The organism is Candidatus Rokuibacteriota bacterium, assembly GCA_030647435.1.
Lineage (GTDB): Bacteria > Methylomirabilota > Methylomirabilia > Rokubacteriales > CSP1-6 > AR37.
Genome location: JAUSJX010000039.1, coordinates 15473 through 35944 on the forward strand (window position 1 = coordinate 15473; position 20472 = coordinate 35944).

Genomic DNA, 20472 nt, shown 5'->3' on the forward strand with positions numbered 1-20472 from the left:
CTACGTGGTTACGTTCGAGCCTCGCGAGGCGCTGAGGCTCCGTTCCGCCGCCCACGGCAGGGCCATGACGGCCCAGGCGACCATCACCACCTCGGAGTCGCCGAAGTTGTACTCGGACAGCCCCGCCACGAGGAAGCCCGTCACCGCCGCCACGCTGCCCGCCACGAGCGCCCTCTCGCGCATGCGGCTCGCATCGAGCATGCGCAAGGAACCGATGGCACGCCAGTAAAAGGCGATCCAGATCGCGAGCCACGCCGCGAGCCCCAGCACCCCGCGCTCGACCAGGATCTGCAGCGGCGTGTTGTGCACGTGGCCCGTGCGCTGCTTGAAGGCCTCCGGAAGGGCGTAGCGCGAATACTCGCGCTTGACGCCGCCGGGGCCCCAGCCGAGCAGCGGGCGCTCGCGCCACATGGCCGTGCCGCTTCGCCACATGTAGACGCGCTCCTTGATCCCCGCCTCGTCGGGATCGAACATGCTGCGGAAGCGGTGGCTCAGATCGCGCGGCCCGACGAGGAAGATCACCGGCAGGAGGACAAGGCCCGCCAGCAGGGCGAGGCGGCCACGCCGGCTCATGGGTAGTAGCGCAGCCGCGCCGGCGCCGAGCCCGATCCACGCCCCGCGCGTGTACGTCATGGCGAGACCGACCGCGGTCAGGAGCCACACGGGCGCGCTCCACGCGCGGAAGCCGCCTGGAAGCACACGCGGCAGCGTGGCGAGCAGCGCGATGTTGAGGACTCCGGCCAGCGTCATGTAGATGCTGAAAAACGCCCGGGCGCGATCGCAGCGGTGGAAGAACCACCGGGCGAGCCCGGCCGCGGGCTCCTGGGGCGGGCACGCCCCGAACTGGACGAGGCCCGCCAGGGCGGCGCCGGCCGCGGCCAAGGCGAGCCACGAGAGGAAGCGGTCGCCCTCCGCCGCGTCCTCGAGGGCGTCGGCAGTGACGTAGAGGGCGGCCATCAGCAAGAGCGTCTTGGAGGCGGCGAGGCTCGCCGCCACGTGGCCTGAGGCGAGGGCTGAGAGGAGGGTGGCTCCTGTGAAGGCCAGCACCGGCCGCCAGAGCGGCCACCGCTGGCCACGGCGAACCCGCGGATCGCGGAGGCGCCAGAGCCACAGGAGCGTCAGGCCGATGAGCGCGCCTTCCGCCAGCGTGATCGAGACGCCGAGGCCCACGACGAACGCCGCGAGGAGTCCGCGACGGAGGGCGATCACCTCAGTAGGCGTTCCGGTCGAAGAGCACGCGGACGAGCGTCAGGCCGATGATCTTGAGGTCGAGCCAGAACGACCAGCGCTCGATGTACTCGATGTCGTACTCGATACGCTTCTCGAGCGAGGTATTGCCGCGCAGCCCGTGGACCTGCGCCCAGCCGGTGACGCCGGACTTGACCTTGTGCCGCAGCATGTAGCCCGGCACCGTCCGCCTGAATCGCTCCACGAACACCGGCCGCTCGGGCCGCGGCCCGACGACGCTCATCTCGCCGCGGAGGACGTTGATGAACTGCGGCAGCTCGTCCAGGCTGAAGCGCCGGAGGAAGGCGCCGATCGGCGTGCGCCGGTCGTCGCCCGCCGCGGCCCACACCGGCCCCGTCTCGCGCTCGGCGTCCACGCGCATGGTGCGGAGCTTCATCATGCGGAAGCGCTGGCCGTCGAGCCCCATCCGCTCCTGCCCGTAGAGCACGGGGCCGTGCGACGTCAGCTTGACGGCGGCGGCGAGCGCTACCAAGACGGGCGACAGGAGCGCCAGCACGGCCAGCGAAAAGGCGACGTCGAAGACGCGTTTCGCGAGCCGGCTCCAGCCGTAGAGGGGCGACTCCCGGAGGTGGACGAAGGGCAGACCCTCGAATTCCTCGACGCCGCCGCGGAGCGACGTGAAGCGGCCGAGGTCGGGTACCACGTGGATGGTCACCGGCTCGTCGCCGATGGCCTCGAGGAGCCCGCCCAAGCGGCCGTACTCCTCGTGGGCGAGCGCCAGGATGACGTGGTCGACCTCGTGGGCGTCGAGCACCGCGCGAAGGTCCGCGAAGCCGCCGAGCGACTGGACCCCCGCCGCCGCCCGCTTGTCGTCTCCCACCAGGCCGAGGATCTGGATGCCCGTGTCCGGCCGCGCCCTGAGCCTCCGAACGACGCCGGCCGCCAGCTCGCCTCCGCCCACGACGAGGGCGAAGCGCAGGTTGTACCCCCGCCGGCGGGCGACGCGCAGGGCCTCGCGGAAGGCGTAGCGCGCGAAGGACACCGACGCGATCGAGAAGATCCAGAAGTACACGATGACCACGCGCGAGTAGTCGTACTCGCGGAAGAAGAACGTCATTACGCTCACGAGGACGAGGGCGCCCACGGTCGAGGCCTTCGCGATCCCGGCCACCTCCGAGAGGCGCGAGCCGATGCGCCTTGGGTGATAGAGGTCGAAGGCGCGGAAGGCGATGCCCCAGACCACCAGGATGGGCAGGAGCATGAGCAGATACGGCTCGATCGGCGGGATGCCGTGGCGGGACGGCGGGCCAATGACGTAGAAGCGCGCGACGTACGCGAGCAGCCAGGAGCCGGCGACCAGCAGGAGGTCGCCCACGAGCATCACCTGCTCGAGGAGCCGGGAGTACGCCCTCAGCACCGCGCGTGCTCCTGCCAGCGGGACGCCAGGTAGCTCTCCATCCGCTCCATGAAGAGCGGCCGGTCGAAGGCCTCGGCCCGGCGGCGCAGGGCCTTGGGCTCGAAGCGGACCGATCCGGATTCGAAGTGCCGGATGGCGTCTGCGAGGCTCTCGGCGCTCTGGCGATCGAAGAAGAGACCCGTCGCGGGCTCGCTGCCGCCCGGCGGTACCACCGTTTCGAGCGCGCCCCCCTGCCCCAGCGCGATCACCGGACGCCCCGCGGCCATGGCCTCGAGCGGCGTGATGCCGAAGTCCTCGAGCGTCGGGAAGATCAGCGCGCGACAGCGCGCGTACAGTTCCGCCGTCTCGGCGTCGTCACGCCACCCGAGGAACTCGACCGTGGGGCCCGCCATGGCGCGAAGCCTCGCCTCCTCCGGCCCGGTGCCGACGACGACGAGGCGCCGCCCGAGGCGGTTGGCGGCCTCGACCGCGAGATCCACGCGCTTGTAGGGCGTCAGCGCGGAAACCACGAGATAGAAGTCGCCGGGCGAGTCGTCCAGGCGGAAGCGCGCCACGTCCACCGGCGGGTAGATCACGTCGGCGTGGCGGCCGTAGGCGCGCCGGATGCGGTCGGCCACGAAGCGCGAGATGGCGACGAAATGGTGCACCCCCGCCGCCGTGCGCCGGTCCCAGCGGCGCAGCGCCGCCGCAATCGGCGGCATGAGGAGCCGGGTCGCGAGCCCCGACCGCGAGCCGAAGTACTCGTCGTACAAGTCCCAGACGTAGCGCATGGGCGTGAAGCAGTAGCAGACGTGGAGCGCGCCGGGGGGCACGCGCGCGCCCTTGGCGACCGCGTGGCTCGAGGAGAGCACCAGATCGTGCCCGCTGAGATCCAGCCCGCGTATCGCGGCCGGGAAGAGCGGCAGGTAGTGGCGGTAGCGGCGCCGGGCGTCCGGCATCCGCTGGATGAAGGACGTCACGATGCGACGCCCTTCGATCGCGGGCGACACCGAGCCCGGCACATGAAGGAGCGTGAACAGGTCCGCCTCGGGGAAGAGCTCGCAGAAGACCTCGAGGCAGCGCTCGCCGCCCCGCATGCCGGTGAGCCAGTCGTGGACCAGCGCGACTCGTGGACCCGAGCCCGATGGGCGATGTCCGGGCGTCCGGCCGGTGGCCATTCCGGCTCGCGAGGCGTCGCTCAGCGGGACGCGCGGGTCCGCTGCCGCCAGTAGTCCAGGAGCTCCGTGAGCGTGCGCTCGAAGGGAATCTCCGTCTTCCAGCCGGTGGCCTTGTGCATCTTGGTCGGATCCCCCTCGAGAATCATGACGTCGGAGGGACGCAGCCGCGCCGGGTCGGTCTTGACCGTGATCCCCTTAACCGTGGAGAGATTCAATACGAAGTCGAGCACCTGCCGGATGGACCACGACCGCCCCGAGCAGAGGTTGTAGACCTCGCCGGGCTCGCCGCGCTCGAGCAGGAGCCAGTACCCGCGCACGACATCGCGCACGTCGGAGTAGTCGCGGCGCGGGGTGAGATCGCCGACATAGACCACCGGCTCGCGCAGCCCGGCCTCGATCTCGGCCACCTGCCGGGCGAAGTTCGACGTGACGAAGACGTCCCCGCGGCGGGGTCCCTCGTGGTTGAAGGCCCGCGTGCGGACGATCGGCAGGCCGTAGCTCTTGAAGTACTGGTAGGCCATCATGTCCTGCGTGACCTTGCTGACGGCGTAGGGCGACAGCGGCCGGAGCGGATTGGTCTCCTTGATCGGCAGCTCGTCCTCGAGGACCAGCCCGTACTCCTCGCTCGAGCCCACCGCCAGGAGGCGCGGCGACATCTTGAGGCCTCTGAGGGCCTCCAGCAGGTTGACCTGGGACAGGATGTTGGTCGTCAGCGTCTCCGCCGGCGCGTGCCAGGACACGCCCACGAAGCTCTGGGCCGCCAGGTGCACGACGTAGTCGGGGACCGAGATCTCGAGCAGCGAGCGAACAGACGACACGTCCCTGAGGTCGGACTCGATGAAGGTGACCGTGGAGCGCAGGTGCTCGATGTTCTCCGTCTTGCTCCGCCACCGGTTCGAGCCGAAGACCTGGGCGCCCTTGGCCAAGGCATACTCGGCCATGTGACTCCCGACGAAACCAGTAATGCCGGTGATCAGCACTCGCATTCACGACGCTCCTGGAGAAGATTCACTCTTTCACGCAGTTAGGTTGATTATACGCCAGGGGTCCAAGCGCGTCCTCCAGCAAAACGGCGCCCCGCGGTCGGGTCAGCGGCCGCCGAGGCGGCGGAGGGCCCGGCGCGCGCCGGGCGGGACAGCCTGCGCGAGCAACGGGCGGAGGACGAAGAGCGCGCACCAGGGCGGGTATGCCCCGCTCCGCACCGCCCGCCACCTGACGCTCGCCTCCGCCCTGAGACGCTCGGTGTCGCGCGCCTCGGATATCCGCCCGGGGCGGAGCCGGCGGAGGACCAGCGGCTCCGGCAGGTTCGCCATGCGCGTCACGCTGCTCATCCGCATCCACAGGTCGTAGTCCTGGGCGACGGGGAAGGCTTCGTCGTACCCGCCCGCCTGCTCCACCGCGGCCCGTCTCATCACGACCGAGGAGTGGACGAACGGATTGCGGCGGATCAGGGCGCGCCGGATCCCCGCATCGTCCGCGGGGGGACGCACGATCGCGACTTCGCGTCCGGAAGCGTCGACCTCGCGCGCTGCCGTGCCGACCAGCCCGACATCCGGATGCGCCGAGAGAAAGGCCAGCTGGCGCTCCAGGCGCTCGGGCAGCGCCACGTCGTCGGCGTCGAGGCGCGCCAGGAGTGGCCCCCGCGAAAGCCTGAGCGCGGCGTTCAGCGCCGAGGTGAGGCCGCCGCGAGCGCGCCGGACCACCGAAAGCCTGGGATCGCGGAAGGAGCCGAGGATCTCAGACGTCGCGTCCGTGGAGTCGTCGTCGACCACGATCAGCTCCAGGTCGCCCGCGGTCTGCCCGAGGACGCTCTCGACCGCGGCCCGCACCCAGGGCGCGCCGTTCCACACGCCCATCAGCACCGATACCGCCGGAGGCTTCACGGCGCCGCCGTGGCGCGGAGGCGGGTCTCGATGGCAAGCACGCCCGCCATATGACGCACCCCCGGGAGGCGGCCGAGGTGGGACTCGAGGTGAAACCGCCTCGCGGGATCGGGCACCAGCCGACTCGTGTAGGGAAACCAGTACCCTGTGATGCGGGGTCGCTCGAAGCCTCCGTGTCGGCACAGGGCCCTGATCTCCCCGCAAGTCACGAAGTCGTGCGTCCCCCAGTTGATCTCGCGCGACCAGTACTCGCGGGCGCGGTAGTACCTGAGCCACTTGCGCGCAAGCCGCGCGATGCGGCGGAGATTGTGGTGGGGCTCGACCATGAGGAGCCGGCCGCCCGGGCGCAGCACTCGCCCCAGCGCTTCGAACACCTCGGGCCGCCGGTGCATATGGTGCAGCGACTGGATCACGAGCGCCGAGTCCACCGAATGCGGGGGCAGGCGATCGGGAAGCTCGGCCGCGGACACCCCCAGGATCTCGACATTGCCGATACCGTACGCCTCGCATCCCTCCCTGAGCACGCGCTGCATGTCGGGCACCGGCTCGACGGCCGTCACGGCGTCGGCCCGGCGCGCGATCAAGCGCGTGAAGTACCCGCTCCCGGCGCCAAGCTCGAGCGCGCGGCCGTAACCGCGGCCCGGCCAGACATCCTCCACCAGCTGCTGGGCCGGGTACTCGTGGTGCTCCGCCTCGGCGTACCTGTGGGTTGCCTCGTACCCGGTAGCGCCGGGGCCCGAGTACATCCCGACGTTGCCCGCGAGGTTGATCCGGTCGAGCTGGCCCTTGAGGTCGCGGGGCAGGAACGCCATCTTCGCCGGCTGCGGCAGCACGATGTACAGCAGGAAGCGCCACGGACCTGCCTTCACCGCTCCCCCCGCTTCCGCAAGACCAGGTTGAGGTAGGGCAGCGCCAGCGAGGGAGACAAGCCGAGCCGACGGAGCCCCGCGCAGACGAGGCTGAAGGCCGGCAGGAGGCTTCGGCGGCTGCGGGAGCGCGCGGTGTCGCGAAAAAACCGCCAACCGTATCCGACCTCTTCGGTCACGTCGTCGAGCCCCCCCAGCCCCGAGGACGGGAGACATTCGGCGAGCGAGGCGTTCCGCCACCCCGTGCCGTCGGTCACGAACTCCGCATAGTCGACGCCGCGAAACCGCCGCGGCCGCCCGAGCTTCGCGTAAGCAAATGCCAGGGGCGCCGGCAGCCACTGGATCAGCGGCAGTCCGACGGAGTGCGTCTCGAGCGGGAAGAAGCGGTTCGGCGTGTCGAGGATGGCGATGTGCCCGCCGGGAGCGAGCACGCGGTAGTACTCGTCCACGATCTGGCGGCGGCCCCGCACCGGCAGGTGCTCGACGACGCCCAGAACCAGGACGACGTCGAACTGTCGGTCGGGATACGGCAGCCTTCTCGTCTCGTCGTTGGACAAGAGGCGCACCTCCCGCACGCGACTGAGACGCATCTCTTCGACCTTGAGCCGCACGATGGCGGCGAAGGCCGGGTCCGTGTCGAACGTCGTGATGTCCCGCACGTCCGGGTGGGCGGCCAGGTACTCAGTGATGTGGCCGAAGGAACAGCCGACCTCGAGAACGGAGAGATCCCGGGCGCCACGGCCGCGCAGGTAGGCGAAGAGCGGGTCGAGGAAAAGCCGGCCCCGCGTCTCCTTGAACGAGAAGTACTGCGGCGCGCGCGCAGGGCCCTTACGCTCGACGAGCATCCGGACGACTCGCGCGCTGTACGCCGTCGAGTACTCCCGCCCGCCAACGGTGAGCACGCGTCGGTCACCCAGGTCCTCGAGACGGTACGGGGGCTCGCTCATCTCTTGCAGGATAACAGCGCCCCCGGTCGCCTGCCTACACCGGCTTCTCCAGGATGATGAAGATGCGCGTGGCGACCCAGCGCGCCAGCGGGTGAAGCGCCGCCTCCCCCGCGCGCGCCAGGCTCTGGAAGAGGCCCGGCAGCGGTCTCCCGACCTTGAAGCCGAAGGTCGCCAGGTAGGGCAGGCCGACGAAAGGCTCCGCTCTCAGGAGGTGGAGCGGCAGGTCGGCCCCGCGGAGCCTGGCCAGAAGCAGGTACGGGATCGCGGCGTTGCCGTCGAGGGCTGCCTTGGGGTCCGAGTCGAATGGACGGGCCACGTCCACACCCAGGCGGCACTCCTCGTGGTGGAAGAACCGGTAGAGCACCCAGGACGGCGCCGTGATCCACGGCTCGACCATCGCGAGCCTGCCGCCCGGCTTGAGCACGCGCGCGGCCTCGGCGAGGAAGTCGAGGGGCCGCGGCAGGTGATGGAGCGTGTCCACCATCACGATGGCTCCCACGCTGTCCGAGCGGAAGGGCAGGACGTCCGCGTCGCAGCGGACGTCGACGGAGAGCCCCGGGACGACGTCGGTAGCGACGAGCGATGGCGCGCGCTCCTTGAAGAAGCCGGGACCGGAGCCGACCTCGACCACCGGGCGGCGGGCGGCCACCGCCGCCAGCAGCCGGTCGAACCACTCCCGGTACACGGAGCGGAGCTCGGGGCGCGCCTGCCACGCGGCGCGGTGCTGCGCCAGAGTCGCGACATCGCTCATGCGACGAAGAAGAGGCGCCCCGCCGCCAGCGCGGACATGCGCAGGAGCAGCCACCCGTCGGCGAAGCGGCTGATGTTCGGCGCCCCGTACGTGCGCTCGCGGTAGCGCACGGGGATCTCCACGATGCGCAGGTTGAGCTTGGCGGCCCCGAAGATCAGGTCGAAGTCGCCGTACGGGTCGAAGTCGCCGAAGTGGGTCCGCCCGGCCGCGAGATGCGCGTAGTCCTCGCGCCAGATAACCTTGGTACCGCAGAGCGTGTCCTTGATGGGCTGGCCGATCAGGGCGCTCAGCAGGAGGCCGAAGAAGCGGTTGCCGAGCAGGTTCAGGAAGCGCATGGCCTTGGGGTCCATGGTGTAGACGAGGCGCGAGCCCATCACGAACTCCCCCGCCCCCGACACCATGGCTTCGTAGAACTGCGGCAGGTCCTCCGGGGCGACCGAGAGGTCGGCGTCGAGAATGATGAGCATGTCGCCCGACGCGTGCGCGAAGCCGAGCCGCACCGCGTCGCCCTTGCCCTTGCCGCTCTGGACCATGACCTTGATGTCCAGCTCCGGATGGGCCGCCGACACCCGCCGGCACTCCTCGAGCGTGTCGTCCTTCGAGTGCCCCTCGACGAAGATGAGCTCCGTGCGGGAGCCGAGGGCCGGGAGCCGGCGCACGGCCTGCTCGATGTTGCCCTTCTCGTTGCGGCACGGGCAGACGACCGTCACGCTCGGCGGCTCCGGCGCGGCGCGCGGGATCGGCCTGGCAACCACCCAGTTGGTCCACACGAACCAGCGGACGATGGGCAGATGCGCGAGGAAGCGGTTGGCCCAGCGGCTGATCGGGCCGAGCCGAAGCGGCAGCAGGATGTGCCCGCGCGAGCGCACCGTCTCGAAGCCGGCGAGCCGCAGCAGGTTCTCGACGTCGCCGACGGTCGTCCAGTTGAGCAGCGGCAGCGGGTACTTGAGCCGGAGGGCCTCGAGGAGATGCACCACCGGCTGCCAGACACGGCTGTACCAGTTGATGATGATGCGCGTCCGGGGGTGGGAGACGGCGCGCAGGTGCTCGAGCGCGCCCCGGATGTCGAAGAGGTAGCCGACGAGATCAGACAGGATTATGTAGTCGAACTCGCGGCCGGGCAGGTCGAGCCGCTCCGACGCCGCGTGGCGGAATTCGAGATGAGGGTGGCGCTCCGATGCGTGGGCCACCATGGCGGCGGAGAGGTCGATGCCGACGCCCTCCGACGGCTCGAGGGAAGCCAGGAGGTCTCCCGTGCCGCAGCCGACCTCGAGCACGCGGGCGCCGCGAGGCACGTGGAAGCGCGCCAGCGACGCGATGGACTCGTGGTAGCCGGAGTTGCGGGCACGCCAGTAGTCGACGCGGCCCGCGTAGTCGTTGAAGAAGGCTTCGAAGCCGGCGAGGTACTCGTCCATCGCGGCCGGCGGCCGCTCGCTCCGCACCCGGCGCGCCCAGCGGATCGCGTCGCTGGCTGTCACGCTAGGAGCGGCCGCCTCCCTGGCCGAGGTACCACTCGACGGTGCGCTCGAGGCCGACCTTGAAGGGCGTCCGCGCCTTGAAGCCGAACGCCGCGGCGGCCCGGGAGGTGTCCAGCGCCCGCCGCGGCTGGCCGTCGGGACGGCTCGCGTCCCAGACGAGCGCGCCCGCGTATCCGGTGATCGCCTTGATCAGGTCGGCCAGCTCCCGCGTGGAGATCTCCGAGCCCGAGCCCAGGTTGACCGGCTCGCTCGTGTTGTAGCGCTCAGCGGCCAGCACGACGGCCTCCGCCGCGTCCTCGACGTAAAGGAACTCGCGCGTCGGCCGGCCCGTGCCCCAGCACGCAACCGACGGCGCTCCGGCGCGCTTGGCCTCGAGGCACTTGCGCATGAGCGCCGGGATGACGTGCGAGCGCTCGGGGTCGAAGTTGTCGCGCGGCCCGTAGAGATTGACCGGCAGCAGGTTGATCGAGTTGAAGCCGTACTCCTGGCGGTAGGCATCGGACTGGACCATCAGCATCTTCTTGGCGAGCCCGTAGGGCGCGTTGGTCTCCTCCGGGTAGCCGATCCAGAGGTCCGACTCCTTGAACGGCACCGGCGTGAACTTCGGATAGGAGCAGACGGTGCCGATAGCGACCAGCTTCTCGATGCCCGCGAGCCGCCCCTGCTCCATCATGTGGGCGCCCATCATCAGGTTCCTGTAGAAAAAGTCGCCGGGATGCTTCTGGTTGGCGCCGATGCCGCCCACGACGGCCGCCAGGTGGATCACGATGTCCGGGCTCGCGTCGCGGTAGGCGCGCCGCACCGCCGCCGCGTCCACCAGGTCGTACTCCCGGCTGCGCGGCACGAAGATCTCCTTGGCGCCCTCGGCCCGCAGGCGGTCGACCACGAAGGATCCGAAGAATCCCGCGCCGCCGGTGACCATCACGCGGCGCGCGGACCAGAACGGCGCCCGGTCGGCCACGGCGCTTAGCGGTGCGCGGTTCCCGCCAGCTTGCGCCAGCGGCGGCGGGTGTAGAAGCGGTCCACGAACCACTTCGCGTACCGCGTATCCTCGGTGCCCGTGGTGACAGCCTTGACGAGCGTCCGGATCACCCGGAGCGGGCGGAACAGGAACGACAGCAGGTAGAAGTTCCAGAACATCCACATCATGGTCCAGTAGAGGCGCCGCGTGCTGATGGCGTCGGCGTACGACGGCGCCTTCTGGGTGTAGAAGTCCATCGGGGAGACGAAGAAGTCGTCGTCGAGCTCGATCTTGCCCTCGCGCTGGAGCCGCGTGAAGAGCTCCGAGCCGGGGTACGGCACGAACTTCGACACGGCGACGTCGTAGACCCCGAGCCAGGCCATCCTGCGGATGAGTCGGGTCGTCTGCCTGAGCGTGTCCGGCGTGTCGTCGGGGAAGCCGATGACGATGAAGCAGGAGAGCTTGAGCCCGCGCTTGACGGCGATCCGCATGGACTCGAGCATCCGCGGGAGGTCCACCTGCTTCTTGATGACCTTGAGGATCTCGGGCGAGCCGCTCTCGGGCGCGAAGGCGAGCGCCCGGCAGCCCGAGCGGTACAGGAGGTCGGCGACCTCGGCGTCGAACACGTCGGCGCGCGTGCCGCTCGGCATCTGCCAGGTGATGTGCAGGTCGCGGGCGATCAGCTCCCGGCAGAAGTCCACGATCCACTGCCGCTTGATGATCGACGTCAGGTCCTGGAAGTCGAAGTTCGTCACCCGGTACTTGCGGGCGTAGAGCTCCATCTCGTCGGCGACGAGCTTGGGGTCGCGCGGGATCCAGCGCTGGGTCCACATGCCGGGGTTGGAGCAGAAGGTGCACTGAAACGGGCAGCCGCGCGTCGCCAGGAGCGGCATGGACCGCCCCATGTTGGCGCCGTTGATCTGGTGTCGCGCGATGTACTCCTCGATGGGGAACGAGTCCCAGTCGGGCGGCGCGATCTTGTCCACGTCCTTTTTCCGCGCCGAGAGCCCGGTCATGACGACACGGTCGCCGTCCTTGAACGCGATGCCCCTGACCTGCGACAGCGGACGTCCGTCGCGCCTCGCGCGCAGCAGCTCGACCACCGTGTCCTCGCCCTCGCCCAGCACGATCGCGTCGAAGGGACTGACCTTCAGCACGTTCTCGGGCACCGCGGTGCCGTGCTCGCCGCCCAGGACCATCCAGGCGTTGGGGAACTTCTCCCGCACCGCCCAGGCCAGCTTGTTCACGAGCGGCCACAGCGTGGAGAACATGCAGGCGACGCCGATCACCTCGGCGTCCGGATGGATGCGGGCCGTGATCTCGTCGAAGGACAGCCCCTGGATCATGAAGTCGTCGCGGTCGGGATAGGGGCGCACGACGTCGAGGGCTTGGCCGGTGCCGTCGATGACCTGGTAGGGCAGGCCCGCGTCCTTGATCGCGGCCGCGATGTAGGCAAGCCCCAGCGGCGGGTTGGGCGTGTGCATCTGCAGGCCGGAGAAGGTTTTGATGCCCGGCGGATTGATCAGCGTGATCATGGCCGTGTGTCTACGGCAGCACGAATCGGGCCAACCCCCGGCGGCCTCAGGATTGGACCGCAATGCCCGAGATCATGGGTTCCCGCTCGCGAAGCCCCATGCGTTGAACAGCGCCGGCCTCATCGGGCCCTGCAAACGCGGGGAAGTCGACGTGTTCGCGGGGCCCGGGCCGGGACCTCAGCGCGCCGCGATAACGCGCATGAGCGCGATCTCGCGCGCCACCAGTGTCGAGAGGTCGTAGCGTTCTACGATCATCTTCCTCGCCGCCTTCCCAAGCCGCGCCGCCAGCGCCGGGTCGTCGAAGACCTGCCGAAGGCGAGCAGCCAGCTCCTCCGGGCGGTGCGGGTCGAAGAGGAGCCCGGTCTCCCCATCGGTGATGAGCGACCGGTTGCCCGCGCAGTCCGAGGCGACACAGGGCAGCCCGCAGGCCATGGCCTCGAGCAGAACCTTCGGATGTCCCTCCGTGAACGAGGCCAGGACGAAGACGTCCGACGAGGTATAGACCGCGGGCAGCTTGGCCTGCTCGACCACCCCCAGAAACTCCACGGACCCACCCTGTGCCCTGGCTTGGGCGTCGAGATCGGCGCGCAGTGGACCGCTTCCCGCCAGCCGTAACGTGGCGCCGGCGCCGGCCGAGGCCGTGGCCTCGACCACGGTCTGGAGATTCTTTTCCGGGGAGAGCCTGCCGACGTACACGATTCGACGGCCGCGGGCACGCTCGCCGTCCCCGGGCCGGAAGAGCCGGAGGTCGACGCCGTTCGGGATGAGCTCCACGCGCGGAGCCAGCCTCGCGGCGCGCACCCTCAGCTCCTCCGTGGTGGCGATGACGGCCGCGGCGTGGCGGAGGCCGAGGCGCTCGACCACGGCTTTGAGCACGCGCTTGGGCCCGGGCCGGGACAGCCGGCCGTACCAGAAGCCGTAGGTCGTCACGTACGGAATGCCGAAGCGCCTCTTGGCCCGGAGCGCCGGGATGACGCCCGTGATCTGGAAGACGCGAAGGACGCTGCAGCGTCGGAACTCCGCCGCATGCGCCCCGACCATGGTCACGGCGCGGCGGCCGCGGCTCATGGGCCGCCCCGGCGCGAGCACGCGGACGCGATCGAGCAGAGCAGGCTCGCTCGTGAACTCGTCGAGCGACTCGGCGAGGTAGCTGAAGTAGCAGACCTCGCCGAAGGCGTCCGCATAGGGTCGCATGTAGGCATCCAGGAGCCTGGACTGCTGGCCGGTCTCGGCTAGGGCGCGGATCCCGCTCCCCAGCGCGGGCAGGAAGCCGACCGCCATCAGCGGCGCTTCCTCGCGACAACCTGGAAGCCGGTACTCTCCTCCGGGTGCCGCACGGCCGCCTCCCGCTTCCATCGGCTCAGCCGCTCGTAGAGCATGAGTGACAGCCCGCCCACGGCGTCGATGGCCCCGGCCCAGGGCGTGTCGAGGACCACGGGCATCACCGGGCCGTCGGGCTCGAATCCCGCGGCCGCCAACTCGGCCAGGAACTCCGACTGCGTGTACTCGATCTTGTGGTCGGGGTCGGAGTAGGAGAAGAGCCCGGCTGCGCGGAGCGTGCGGCGCCACCGCGTCTCGCGGTTGGGGCCCGAGACGAGCAGCCGGCCGTCGTCCTTGAGGACGCGGTGGATCTCCCGCAGAACCGCGGTACGCGGCACGAGGTGCTCGATGACGTCAAGAAAGAGGGCGGCGTCGAACGAGCGGTCGGGGAACGGGAAGGCACCGGTGATGTCCCAGGCGAAGATGCGCGCGTTGTCGAGCCCGCGCTCGCGGATGGTGCGGGCGGCGATGGGCAGCTGGGCCAGATCATAGTCGAAGCCCACGATGGTGCGGCAGCAGGTCGCGGCGCGCACGAGATGCGCGCCGTTGGCGCAGCCCACGTCGAGGACCCGGTCGCCGGAGGACAGATACGGCAGGTACCAATCGTGCCATGGATGATCGACGAGGTGCTTGGGATGGATGGGATACGGGCGCTTGCCCGTCCACCGCACGAGACGTACGCCGAGCGCCTTGCCGCGTCGGTTCACGACGTCCACCGCGCGCACCGTCAGCCGGCCGAGCGGGTTCATCGCGGCGCCCGCCCGCCGCGCCGCCGCCAGGCCTCGAGCGTGTCCTCGTAGACACGGCGCGTGGCCGCCACGCAGGGCTCCCAGCGGAAGAGGCGGTCGGCGCGCTCACGCCCCACGGTGCCGAACTTCTCCCTGAGCGCGGGATCGCCCAGGAGCAGCACGAGCCGCTCGAGGAAGCGGTCGGGTGCCGCCGGATCGCACGTGAAGCCGCTCTCGCCGTCGGCGACCAGTTCGGGGATGGAGCCGCGGTCGGAGGCGACCACGGGCACGCCGGAGGACATGGCCTCGGCCACGGTGAAGCCGAAGCCCTCCATGGCCGATGGGAAGAGGAAGACGTCCGCGAGGTTGAAGTGCGCGGGTTTCTCGGACTCGGGCACATAGCCCGTGAAGACCACGCGCCCCTCGAGCCCGAGCCGCCGTGCATGGCGCTCGAGCCCGGCCCGGAGCGGTCCCCCGCCCGCTATCACCAAGCGCGCCTCGGGCAGGCGCGCGGCCACGGGCGCCCAGACGTCCAGCAGCAGGAAGAGGTTCTTGCGGGGCTTGAGCCCGCCGAAGAAGAGCGCGACGGGGTGACCGCGGAGGCCGTAGCGGTCGAGGAGATCGGCCCGCGGCGGGCGCGGCACGAACGCGGGATCGACGCCGTAGTAGACGACGGAGACGTGATCTGTGCGCACCCCGAGCTCCGAGGCGAGCTGACGCTTGCCAAACTCGCTGCCCACGACCACGCGATCGGACGCCTCCACCACGCGTTTCTCGATGAGGCGGTTCCACGGGCTCGGGTCGAGATGGTGATGGTGCGAGACGACGGGCGCGTCGATGTTGTAGCGGCGGCGGGCCCAGAGAGCCCCCGGCCCGATGTAGCGGAGCGAGTGGACGCGGAGTAGGTCGAAGCCCACCTCGTCCCAGACGCGCTTGACCGCGCCGGGCACCACGAAGGGTGCCACGTACCAGCGCAGTCCACGCCGGATGCGGAAGCGGTGGACGGTCCAGTTGGGTACGCCCTCAGGATGCGGCTTGCCGCGCGCGAGGATGAGCTCCACGCGCACGCCGGCCTGGCCGAGCCTGACGAGGAGCTCGCGCTCGTAGGTCTCGCCGCCCGAGGTGGTCTCGGGGTTGACGCCGCAGTGGGGCGAGCAGATCCGGAGCGGTGCCGCGCTCATAGTCGCCGGGCGATGACGAGGTAGCCCGTCGTGTAGCTCGACAGGAAGGCCGAGCGGCCGACGGGCGGCAGGCGGTCGAGAAGCCGGAGGCAGGCGCCCGCGGGCAGCACTGGCACCGCCGCCAACGCCCGCAGTGGCCGTGAGCGGATATGCGCTGCCGCCTGGCGCAGCATGTTGGCCAGCGTGGTGAAGAAGCAGCCCTGCTGCGTCACGGTCTCGACCTCGAGCCCCGCGCGCACGAACAGTTCGCACAGGCGCCCCGCCGAGAAGCGATGCCGGTCCGTCGGGTGGTCGAGGCGGTGGAGCAGCGGCGCCGAGAGGAGGACACGGCCACCTGGAACGAGCACGCGCCGGAACTCGGCGAGCATGTCCTCGTAGCGGTCCACGTATTGGATGACTTCGCTGCACAGGATGCCGCCCATCGAGTCCGACTTGAAGGGCAGCACCTCGGCGCTCCCCACGACGTCCGGCGCCTCGTCCGCGGCTAGGTTGAAGAGCACCCAGCGCCGGACGCCGCGCTTCGGCCGCCTGAAGTCGCCGCGCGGGACGCGCTTGCCACCGACGTCGAGCACGAGACCCGAGAGCCCTGGCGCCTGCCGCAGGAGCTCGGCGTCCAGCAGCGCGCGGCGGTAGGAAGCTCCGAGGCGCGGTCCTCTCACGCGGCAGACACCTCGCGATAGAGGGCGAGCAGGCGGTCCACCGAGAGGTCGGCGCTGAAGCGGCCTTCGACGTGGCGCCGGGCCTGCTCGCCCAACCGCAGGCGGAGGGGCTCGTCGAGCAGCAGTCGTTCGAGGGCGCGCGCGAGCCCGACCGGGTCATGGGGCTTGACGAGGAGCCCCGTCACGCCGTCCACCACGAGCTCCGGCGTGCCGCCGACCTGGGTGCCGACGACCGGGCGTCCGGCGGTCATGGCCTCCAGAATGACGCGGCTCAGCGAGTCGGGGATGATCGAAGGCACGGCGACGACGTCGGCCGCCGCGTAGAGCCCCAGCACGAGGGCGTTCGGCAGCGGCCCAAGACGGCGAAGCCAGGGCGCCTCGGGCAGCGGCGTGGCGCCTTCGCCGACGACGACGAAGACGGCGTCGGGCACGGCCGCGACCACGAGCGGAGCGGCCGCGGCGAGGTCGGCCGTCCCCTTGCCCGGCGAGAGCTTGCCGACATAGAGGACCACGGGCCGCCCCTCGAGCCCGTGGGCGCGGCGCGCCGCGGCGGCGCGCTCCGGCGAGGCCGGCGCCAGGAGCGGCGGGATGGTGTGGATCGTCTCGATCCGCCTCACGCCTTCGAGTAGCCCCGATCGCCGGTAAATCCCAAGGATGCCGTCGCTCACGCCCACGAGGGCGTCCAGACGGCGGAGGAAGCGCTGCTTGAAGCAGGCGTCCAGCCAGCCGCCGAGGAAGGCCAGCTTGGTCGCGAGCCGGGAGCGGCGCCCTCGCATGTAGAGATCGAAGTACTCCTGCGAGCACTCGCGCCAGAGCTTGCCCACGCCGCAGTCGTCCGGCCGGCGGTCGCCGTGATGCAGGCACATCGGCGCGGGATCGATGAGGCTGCCGTCGCGGATGGTGAGCAGCACGGGCACGCCGGTGAGCCGCCGCGCGATGAGACCGGGCAGCAGCATGTGCTTGTTCTGGGCGTGGATGACCTGGGCGCCCTCTTTGCTGACGGCGCGCGCCAGCTGGAGCCCGCACCAGATCGGGAAGAGCGGGTTCAGGACCACACGCTGGGACACGACCGCGCGGCCGGCCGGGCGCTTGACCGGGAAGGGGAAGCGGCGGACGCGGAACCCGTCGCGCTCCTCGAGCGCGGGCGCGCCGTAGTTGGGCGTGACGACGACCACGCGCTCCCCGTGGCGCGCGAGAGCCCGAGCCAGCGCCTCAGTGCTCCACTCGGCGCCGCCCGGCGCGTGAGGCGGGAAATATTCGTTCGCGAGACAGATGTTCACGCCGCCGCCTCGCGCACCGTGGCGTAGCCGCCGGCGGGCGCGCCCGCCAGCAGTCGATCGAGCCACGCCGCGCCGCCGCGGACGACGTCGCGGTCGTGGAAGGCCAGGACGCGCGCGTCGTCCACGAGCGTGAGTCCCGGCGCCGGCGCCCAGCGCGCCGCGCCGAGGCACGAGACGACTCGGATGCCCGCCGCGGCCGCGGCGCCGAGCGTCTTCTGCGACAGCACGTTGCCGGGCGGCACGAACGTCTCGACGGCGCGGCCGAGGAAGTCCTGAAGGATGGCCTGGGCCCGCCGCAGATGCTCGCGGTGCACGCTCTCGGGCAGCCAGTCGTAGAACTCCCGGTGCTCGGCCCGGTTGCCCGAGAAGAGCCGAGGCCGGAAGCGCCCGTCCTGGAGGACGCAGTGGGTGTAGCCGTGGTTGGCGACCTCGAGCAGGCCTCGCTCGACGCCGCGGCGGACCACACGACTGGCGTCAGGGAACTTGAGCGGGTACGGCACGACGGAGCCGTCGTCCTCGACCCAGCCGGCGGTGACGCCCACGGTCATTCGCGAGCCGGCGCGGGCGAGCCGCTCGAGCACCGCCTCCCAGTCCGCGGCGGTGAGCTCGCGGTAGGGGCCCCAGCGCTTGATCGGCGGCAGGTACTTGAGGAAGAGGAAGTTGCCGGGGAAGGGCAGCCTGAGTCCGCCCAGCGCGACACGCGTGAGCCCGTACACCTCGTGCCGCTTCGAGGCTGCGCCCACGTCGTCCATCCGGAGCGCGACGGCCGTGCCGCTCACTTCTGCGCCAGGAGCTCGATGTGGGGTGACACGCTCGCGAGACGGTAGTAGGCCCGCACCAGCGGCCACAGCGGGCTGCCCGTCTCGGGCATCCGCGCCTCCGCGGCCTCGAGCCGCGTCACCCGGGCGCCGGCCGCGCGGAAGAGCGATTCGAGCCGTCCCCGCAGGAGGGGCTGGAGCGTGTCCACGAAGCCGGTCGGCCGCTGCCGGGCGCGCAGGTACCAGCGCGCCAGGAGCTTCGGCATGCGCGGCAGCCAGAAGAGCTTGTAGTGCCCCTCGTAGCAGCTGAGCGCGTTGGGCCCATGGACGTAGACGGCCCCGCCGGAACGCGCGACCCGCATCATCTCCCGCACGGCCTCGGATACGCTCCCCACGTGCTCGAGCGTCGAGAAGCAGTAGACGAGGTCGAAGGTCCCGTCGCGGAAGGGCAGCGCCTCGACGGCGCCTAGCGCGGCCCCGCCGCCGCCCTCGTGCAGGGCCTTGAGCCGGCAGATCTCCACGGCGGCCGGCTCGGCGTCCACGCCGACGGCGCGCGCGCCCGCCCGCCGCGCCATCACGGTGAAGCCGCCCGTGCCGCAGCCGACGTTCAGGAGCCTGAGGCCCGCCACGGGTCGGCCGAGGACCGCCTCGAGGCGCGCCAGGTGGCCGGCCTCGTACGATTCCTCCCCGAGCCGCGCCGCGACCAGATCCCGCCAGCCGGGAATGCCGAGCGCGTCACGGTAGTAGCGCGTGTAGTACTGGGTGAGGCGGCTCCGCACCGGCTCGGGCCAGACGCCGGCCGAGCCCGTCGCGGCCACCTGCGACTGGCCCACGCTCATCGCCCGAGCGCCGCCAGGAGCGCCTCGACCACGGCTAGGCGCTCCTCGGCCGTGATCCCCACCGAGCACGGCAGCGACAGCCCACGCTCGTAGAGCCGCGCGGCGACCTCGACCTCGTAGGACTGGGCGGCCTTGAACACCGGCTGGGAATTGAGCGGGCGCCAGAGCGGCCGCGCCCCGATGCCCGCGGCGTTGAGCCCGCGCAAGAGCCCGCGCACGTCCGGGACACGGCGCCCGTCGAGCAGGATGGACGTCATCCAGTAGGTCGAGCGCGCCCACGGCGCCTCGGTGAACACCGTGACCCCTGGGACAACCGCCAGCAGGTCCCCGTAGTGGGCCGCGGTCGCGCGCTTGGCCTCGACGAAGCCGTCGAGCTGCTCGAGCTGCGCCACGCCGAGAGCGGCCTGGATGTTCGTGAGCCGGTAGTTGAAGCCGGTCTCCTCGTGGACGTACTCGATGGCGTCCGAGCGGGCCTGGGTGGTGAGCCGCCGCACGCGCGCCGCCATTTGCGCGTCGCGGGTGAGCACCATGCCGCCGCCGCCCGTGGTGATGATCTTGTTGCCGTTGAAAGACAGGCAGCTCAGGAGCCCCTCGCAGCCGACGCGGCGGTCACGGTAGCGGGCGCCCAGCGCCTCGGCGGCGTCCTCGACCACGGCGAGCGGATAGCGCCGCGCGACCTCCAAAACCGCGTCGAGATCGCACGGATGGCCGTAGAGGTGCACCGGCAGCACCGCGCGCACGACCCGCCCCGTGGCGCGGTTGACCACCTGTCCCGCCTTGACCACGCACCCGCGGGAGAGGAAGTCGGCCATCTTGCCTGCGTCGAGGCCCCAGGACGTCTCCTCGGAGTCGAGGAAGATCGGCTGCGCCCCGCAGTACGAGACGGCGTTGGCGGTCGCGATGAACGTCAGCGCGGGAACCAGCACCTCGTCGTCGGGCTTGACGCCGGCGGCCAGAAGCGCCACGTGGAGGGCGGCCGTACCGTTAACCGTGGCGACGGCGTGGGGCACGCCGACATAGGCCGCCACTTCGTGCTCGAAGCGCTCGACGAACGGCCCGACCGAGGAGACCCAGTTGGTGTCGAGGCATTCCTTCAGGTACTTCCACTCGTTGCCGGCCAGATGCGGCACGGCATTGGGGATCACGCGTCGGGGGGGGATCACGCGCTGGGGCGTGCTCACTGCGGCCGTCCTTCCCGCTCCCGCCGTTCGCGATACCACGCGAAGGTCTCGGCGACACCGGTCTCCAGCGGGATCTTGGGGGAGAAACCGGTCAGCGCCCGCAAACGGCCCAGGTCGGGGCAGCGGCGCTCGACCGAGCCCGCCGGCGCCGGCACGCGCTCGAGCGCCGGGGCGATGCGCGCCATCTTCAGCACCAGCCGCGCCAGATCCTCCACGCGCGTCTCCTCGGTGTCGTTGCCGATGTTGACGATCTGTCCCCACGCCGTCTGGGCGCCCATGAGCAGCCGCATCGCCTCCACCGCATCGGACACGTGGCAGAATGCGCGACGCTGGTCGGCGCCGT

At 70.9% G+C, this 20472-nt stretch carries 20 protein-coding genes; all 20 read right to left on the minus strand.

The window, feature by feature from the left end; genetic code table 11:
• Entirely contained in the window at positions 1-1209 is a 1209-nt protein-coding gene (locus Q7W02_07355; protein ID MDO8476005.1) for an O-antigen ligase family protein, read from the minus strand.
• 1 nt (position 1210) lies between these two features.
• Positions 1211-2605, minus strand: coding sequence for an undecaprenyl-phosphate glucose phosphotransferase (locus tag Q7W02_07360; protein ID MDO8476006.1), 1395 nt, complete (start codon positions 2603-2605; stop codon positions 1211-1213).
• Positions 2599-3762 (minus strand): glycosyltransferase, encoded by a 1164-nt coding sequence (locus Q7W02_07365; GenBank protein MDO8476007.1) that lies wholly within the window; start codon positions 3760-3762, stop codon positions 2599-2601. Before Q7W02_07365 ends, Q7W02_07360 begins: the two co-directional genes overlap by 7 nt.
• 20 nt (positions 3763-3782) lie before the next feature.
• The gene (locus tag Q7W02_07370; protein MDO8476008.1) at positions 3783-4748 is read right to left on the minus strand and encodes a GDP-mannose 4,6-dehydratase; all 966 of its coding nucleotides are present in this window, start codon (positions 4746-4748) and stop codon (positions 3783-3785) included.
• A 102-nt stretch (positions 4749-4850) separates the two neighbouring features.
• Positions 4851-5645, minus strand: a complete 795-nt coding sequence (locus Q7W02_07375) for a glycosyltransferase (GenBank protein ID MDO8476009.1) — start codon at positions 5643-5645, stop codon at positions 4851-4853.
• Positions 5642-6514 (minus strand): class I SAM-dependent methyltransferase, encoded by an 873-nt coding sequence (locus Q7W02_07380; protein MDO8476010.1) that lies wholly within the window; start codon positions 6512-6514, stop codon positions 5642-5644. The genes Q7W02_07375 and Q7W02_07380 overlap by 4 nt, the downstream gene beginning before the upstream one ends.
• Positions 6511-7458, minus strand: a complete 948-nt coding sequence (locus tag Q7W02_07385) for a class I SAM-dependent methyltransferase (protein ID MDO8476011.1) — start codon at positions 7456-7458, stop codon at positions 6511-6513. The genes Q7W02_07380 and Q7W02_07385 overlap by 4 nt, the downstream gene beginning before the upstream one ends.
• Before the next feature lie 34 nt (positions 7459-7492).
• Positions 7493-8209 carry a class I SAM-dependent methyltransferase gene (locus Q7W02_07390; GenBank protein ID MDO8476012.1) on the minus strand — a complete coding sequence of 239 codons (717 nt, stop codon included), beginning with the start codon at positions 8207-8209 and terminating at the stop codon, positions 7493-7495.
• A complete protein-coding gene (locus tag Q7W02_07395) occupies positions 8206-9687 on the minus strand; it encodes a glycosyltransferase (GenBank protein MDO8476013.1) in 1482 nt (493 codons plus the stop codon). The genes Q7W02_07390 and Q7W02_07395 overlap by 4 nt, the downstream gene beginning before the upstream one ends.
• Position 9688: 1 nt before the next feature.
• Positions 9689-10609, minus strand: coding sequence for a GDP-L-fucose synthase (locus tag Q7W02_07400; protein MDO8476014.1), 921 nt, complete (start codon positions 10607-10609; stop codon positions 9689-9691).
• Between the two features lie 44 nt (positions 10610-10653).
• Positions 10654-12183, minus strand: coding sequence for a radical SAM protein (locus Q7W02_07405; protein ID MDO8476015.1), 1530 nt, complete (start codon positions 12181-12183; stop codon positions 10654-10656).
• Positions 12184-12360: 177 nt separating this feature from the next.
• Entirely contained in the window at positions 12361-13464 is a 1104-nt protein-coding gene (locus Q7W02_07410; protein MDO8476016.1) for a glycosyltransferase family 4 protein, read from the minus strand.
• Entirely contained in the window at positions 13464-14252 is a 789-nt protein-coding gene (locus Q7W02_07415; GenBank protein MDO8476017.1) for a methyltransferase domain-containing protein, read from the minus strand. The genes Q7W02_07410 and Q7W02_07415 overlap by 1 nt, the downstream gene beginning before the upstream one ends.
• Entirely contained in the window at positions 14249-15412 is a 1164-nt protein-coding gene (locus Q7W02_07420) for a glycosyltransferase family 4 protein (protein MDO8476018.1), read from the minus strand. Before Q7W02_07420 ends, Q7W02_07415 begins: the two co-directional genes overlap by 4 nt.
• Positions 15409-16071 carry a methyltransferase domain-containing protein gene (locus Q7W02_07425; protein MDO8476019.1) on the minus strand — a complete coding sequence of 221 codons (663 nt, stop codon included), beginning with the start codon at positions 16069-16071 and terminating at the stop codon, positions 15409-15411. The genes Q7W02_07420 and Q7W02_07425 overlap by 4 nt, the downstream gene beginning before the upstream one ends.
• Positions 16068-17351, minus strand: coding sequence for a glycosyltransferase family 4 protein (locus Q7W02_07430; protein ID MDO8476020.1), 1284 nt, complete (start codon positions 17349-17351; stop codon positions 16068-16070). Before Q7W02_07430 ends, Q7W02_07425 begins: the two co-directional genes overlap by 4 nt.
• Positions 17348-18130 carry a polysaccharide deacetylase family protein gene (locus Q7W02_07435; protein MDO8476021.1) on the minus strand — a complete coding sequence of 261 codons (783 nt, stop codon included), beginning with the start codon at positions 18128-18130 and terminating at the stop codon, positions 17348-17350. The genes Q7W02_07430 and Q7W02_07435 overlap by 4 nt, the downstream gene beginning before the upstream one ends.
• Complete coding sequence (locus Q7W02_07440; GenBank protein ID MDO8476022.1) at positions 18127-18948, minus strand: methyltransferase domain-containing protein; 822 nt, start codon at positions 18946-18948, stop codon at positions 18127-18129. Before Q7W02_07440 ends, Q7W02_07435 begins: the two co-directional genes overlap by 4 nt.
• Entirely contained in the window at positions 18945-20129 is a 1185-nt protein-coding gene (locus Q7W02_07445; protein MDO8476023.1) for a LegC family aminotransferase, read from the minus strand. The genes Q7W02_07440 and Q7W02_07445 overlap by 4 nt, the downstream gene beginning before the upstream one ends.
• Positions 20126-20472: epimerase (locus Q7W02_07450; GenBank protein ID MDO8476024.1), on the minus strand; the 347-nt coding region annotated here is incomplete at its 5' end. The genes Q7W02_07445 and Q7W02_07450, both read right to left, overlap by 4 nt.

What these genes read in the sequence shown, in the direction of transcription:
- Q7W02_07365 (MDO8476007.1), bottom strand. Translation starts at nt 3,762, where the DNA reads ATGGCCACCGGCCGGACGCCCGGACATCGCCCATCGGGCTCGGGTCCA.
- Q7W02_07370 (MDO8476008.1), bottom strand. Translation starts at nt 4,748, where the DNA reads ATGCGAGTGCTGATCACCGGCATTACTGGTTTCGTCGGGAGTCACATG.
- Q7W02_07385 (MDO8476011.1), bottom strand. Translation starts at nt 7,458, where the DNA reads ATGAGCGAGCCCCCGTACCGTCTCGAGGACCTGGGTGACCGACGCGTG.
- Q7W02_07390 (MDO8476012.1), bottom strand. Translation starts at nt 8,209, where the DNA reads ATGAGCGATGTCGCGACTCTGGCGCAGCACCGCGCCGCGTGGCAGGCG.
- Q7W02_07400 (MDO8476014.1), bottom strand. Translation starts at nt 10,609, where the DNA reads ATGGTCACCGGCGGCGCGGGATTCTTCGGATCCTTCGTGGTCGACCGC.
- Q7W02_07405 (MDO8476015.1), bottom strand. Translation starts at nt 12,183, where the DNA reads ATGATCACGCTGATCAATCCGCCGGGCATCAAAACCTTCTCCGGCCTG.
- Q7W02_07410 (MDO8476016.1), bottom strand. Translation starts at nt 13,464, where the DNA reads ATGGCGGTCGGCTTCCTGCCCGCGCTGGGGAGCGGGATCCGCGCCCTA.
- Q7W02_07415 (MDO8476017.1), bottom strand. Translation starts at nt 14,252, where the DNA reads ATGAACCCGCTCGGCCGGCTGACGGTGCGCGCGGTGGACGTCGTGAAC.
- Q7W02_07420 (MDO8476018.1), bottom strand. Translation starts at nt 15,412, where the DNA reads ATGAGCGCGGCACCGCTCCGGATCTGCTCGCCCCACTGCGGCGTCAAC.
- Q7W02_07440 (MDO8476022.1), bottom strand. Translation starts at nt 18,948, where the DNA reads ATGAGCGTGGGCCAGTCGCAGGTGGCCGCGACGGGCTCGGCCGGCGTC.